General features: G+C 72.4%; 5 protein-coding genes. 4 read left to right on the forward strand and 1 reads right to left on the reverse strand.

Going from position 1 to position 2986, the window contains the following annotated elements:
• Both VJS38_RS13555 and VJS38_RS13560 read left to right on the forward strand, forming a co-directional pair.
• The coding region (locus VJS38_RS13555) for an SDR family oxidoreductase (protein WP_324088682.1) at positions 1–178 on the forward strand (178 nt) is incomplete at its 5' end.
• A 147-nt stretch (positions 179–325) separates the two neighbouring features.
• Positions 326–1060, forward strand: a complete 735-nt coding sequence (locus VJS38_RS13560) for a DUF4908 domain-containing protein (RefSeq protein ID WP_324088679.1) — start codon at positions 326–328, stop codon at positions 1058–1060.
• Positions 1061–1085: 25 nt separating this feature from the next.
• Here VJS38_RS13560 and gloB read toward each other — a convergent pair whose 3' ends face one another.
• On the reverse strand, positions 1086–1847 hold the full coding sequence (gloB, locus tag VJS38_RS13565) for a hydroxyacylglutathione hydrolase (RefSeq protein WP_324088680.1): 762 nt from the start codon (positions 1845–1847) through the stop codon (positions 1086–1088).
• A gap of 140 nt (positions 1848–1987) precedes the next feature.
• Here gloB and VJS38_RS13570 point away from each other — a divergent pair, with 140 nt between their 5' ends.
• Complete coding sequence (locus VJS38_RS13570; RefSeq protein WP_324088681.1) at positions 1988–2776, forward strand: class I SAM-dependent methyltransferase; 789 nt, start codon at positions 1988–1990, stop codon at positions 2774–2776.
• A gap of 33 nt (positions 2777–2809) precedes the next feature.
• Positions 2810–2986 (forward strand): P-II family nitrogen regulator (locus tag VJS38_RS13575; RefSeq protein WP_324088683.1); only part of this gene is annotated, 177 nt, incomplete at its 3' end.

Below are 2986 nucleotides of genomic sequence, written 5' to 3' on the forward strand. Positions count from 1 at the left end.
GATGGTGCAGGCGGTGCCGGAGAAGGTGCTGGAGGGGATCATCGCCTCGATCCCGGTCGGGCGGCTGGGCCAGGGCGAGGAGATCGCCGACGTGGTTTCCTTCCTGGCCGGCGAGCGCGCCGGCTATGTCACCGGCGCCACCTTGACCATAAACGGGGGTCAGTTCATGGCCGGGTGAGGGAGGCTCGTTCGCGAAGCTCGACCGGGTTCGGCACGGGCTCGTGCGGACTTCGGACTCGGGACGCTTGGTGTCCAAAAAGCGCCCTAGTCGAACGGCATTTCACTGGGAGCTATGACAGCCGACGCACGCGCGAATTGCAGGGCCATGTTCGCAGCGGCGGCGCTCATCGCCTTGGCGTGGGCCCCGGCCGCGTGGGCGGCGCCCGAGAGCCTGCGCCAGGGCCTGTTCGGCCACGAGGGCTTCGAGGCCCGCGAGTTCGGGGCCCCGCCCGTCGCCCGCTACATCTCGCAGGACGGCGACGGCTTCGTGGTCGACCGCAGCCAGGGCCGGCTGCTGCTGAAGTTCGACAACAGTCCGGAGGTCTGGGCCCTGCAGGCCCAGCCCGCGCCGCGCGGCGACGTAATCTACAAGAACGACCTCGGCATGCCGGTGCTGCGGGCCACACGGCTGGGCGGCGTCACCCTGTTTACCGAGGGGCGGCCGGGCGGCTCGGCCGCCGCGCTGGCCGGCAACGGGACGTCGCTGCGGCTCTCGCCCCTCGGGCCCCAGGACCTGCTGGAGCGGCTGGCCCAGGCCAGCGCCCGGGCCAGCCGCGCCTCGCATCGGCTGATCACCTTCAGCGCCGACGCAAGCCCCGCCTCATCGGCGCTGATCGCCGACGCCGCCACCGTCGTCTGCGAGGCCGTCTTGCGGATGACCCGCAGCGCCGACGGCCGCGCACTGCTCGCCCGCGTCAAGCAGGTGCGCCTGGCCGAGGGCCGCAAGGCCAGCGTCCAGCTGATCAAGGGGGCGCTGCAAATCACCGTCGTTCCCAGCCAGGGCCTCGCCGGCCGGCCGTCGTCGGAGCGGATCGTCGTGGCGGCCGAGAACAGCCGGTAGGCTTGGCCGCGTTTCAGTCGCCAGATCAGCCCTTGAAGCCGTCCTTCGCCGCGCGCACGGCGGCGAAGGCCTCGTAGGCCGGCTCGCGCGGGGCGCCGACGCGCTCGGCGAGCAGCGGCGCGCGCAGGAACGGATTGGTCGCCTTCTCCAGGCCGATGGTGGTGGGCACGGTGGGCTCGCCGCGCTCACGGGCGGCGAACACCTCGGCGGCGCGGGCCTTGACCGCCGGGTCGTCGTCGACCGAAAGCGCGAAGCGGGCGTTGGCGGCGGTGTATTCGTGGGCGCAGTAGACGCGGGTCTCGTCCGGCAGGCCGGCCAGGCGTTGCAGGCTCGCCCACATCTGGTCGGGCGCGCCCTCGAACAGCCGCCCGCAGCCGAGCGCGAACAGGGTGTCGCCGACGAAGGCGATCCGATCGGCGGCGTCGTAGTAGGCGATGTGGCCCAGCGTGTGGCCGCCGGTCTCGATCACCTCGAAGCGGGTCTCGCCGAGCATCACCTGGTCGCCGCCGCCAACGTCGCGGTCGAGGGCGGCGATGCGGGTCACCTCGGCGGGGCCGACCGCCTGGGCGCCGGTCGCGGCCTGCAGCTCGGCGTTCCCACCGGCGTGGTCGGGGTGCCAGTGGGTGTTGAGGATGAGGGCCAGCTTCCAGTCCAGCCGGCCGAGCTCGCGCAGGATCGCGCCGGCGTCCGGGGTGTCGATGCAGGCCGCCAGGCCGCTCGCTGCGTCGCGAACGAGGAATCCGTAGTTGTCCTGCAGGCAGGGAAACTGGTGGACGGTAAGCGGCATCCCTAAGTTTCTCCCCTAAGTTCTGGCTTCGGGGCCGGGCAGGCCCGGGGCGACAGCGTCATGCCGAGCATTTAGGTTGGCGCGCCGCCCGGGTCGAGCCCTGTCCCGTCCGATGGAGCCTAAATCAACCGCGAGCCTGAATGCGCAGGGACGTCCTTCAACTTCGGCAGTTCTACGCTTCCGACCTCGGCCGCGCCGCCCGGGCCATGGTGACGCGCAAGGTCACCGAGGCCTGGGGCGACGCGCACGGCCAGGACGTGCTGGGGCTCGGCTACGCCACGCCCTACCTCGCCGGCCTGCAGCCGCGGGCGCGCCGGGTGGTCGCGGCCATGCCCGCCCAGCAGGGCGTAGAGGTCTGGCCGGGCGGGCAGAAGAACCTGGCGGCGCTGGTCGCCGAGGACGCCCTGCCGTTCGCCAACGCCTTCTTCGACCGGGTCCTCGCCGTGCACGCCATCGAGGAGGCGCCCGATCCGGTGGGCCTGCTGCGCGAAGTCTGGCGGGTGCTCTCGCCGTCCGGGCGGGTCATCGTGGTGGTCGCCTCGCGCAACGGGCCCTGGGCCAACGTCGAGAAGACCCCCTTCGGCCACGGCCGCCCCTACACCCGCGGCCAGCTCGCCGAGCTGCTGCGGGAGGCCGAGCTCGAGCCCTCGGGCTGGACCCGCGCGCTCTACCTGCCGCCGATCGCCGCGCTCGCCCGCTGGGCCGAGGGCTTCGAGCAGGTGGGCTCGCGGATCTCGCCGGGGATCTCGGGCCTGGTGCTGATGGAGGCGGTCAAGCAGACCTTCGCGGTCAAGCCGCGACCCGTGCGCGTGCGCCGGCTGGCCGTGCGTCCGGTGCTGGCGCCGGCGCCCGGCGCGGCCCCGGTTTCCCGTGACCTTGGCTCGCGCGGGAACGCCGCCGCGCTTGGAGACGCCGCCAGAAAGCCCTAGCTTGTCAGTTGAACGTGCAAGTCGGAGCGCGCCATGAAGATGATCGTTGCGGTGATCAAGCCCAGCAAGCTCGACGCGGTGCTGGACGCCGTGACCGAAGCCGGCGCCTCGGGCCTGACCGTCACCGAGGTGCGCGGCTATGGCCGCCAGCGCGGCAAGACCGAGGTCTATCGCGGCGCCGAGTACGAGGTGAAGCTCTTGCCGAAGGTC

Source organism: Phenylobacterium sp. (genome assembly GCF_035276905.1).
Classification (GTDB): Bacteria; Pseudomonadota; Alphaproteobacteria; order Caulobacterales; family Caulobacteraceae; genus Phenylobacterium.

Coding starts and splice junctions, on each gene's coding strand:
- gloB (WP_324088680.1), bottom strand. CDS start 1,847: ATGCCGCTTACCGTCCACCAGTTTCCCTGCCTGCAGGACAACTACGGA.
- VJS38_RS13570 (WP_324088681.1), top strand. CDS start 1,988: ATGCGCAGGGACGTCCTTCAACTTCGGCAGTTCTACGCTTCCGACCTC.
- VJS38_RS13560 (WP_324088679.1), top strand. CDS start 326: ATGTTCGCAGCGGCGGCGCTCATCGCCTTGGCGTGGGCCCCGGCCGCG.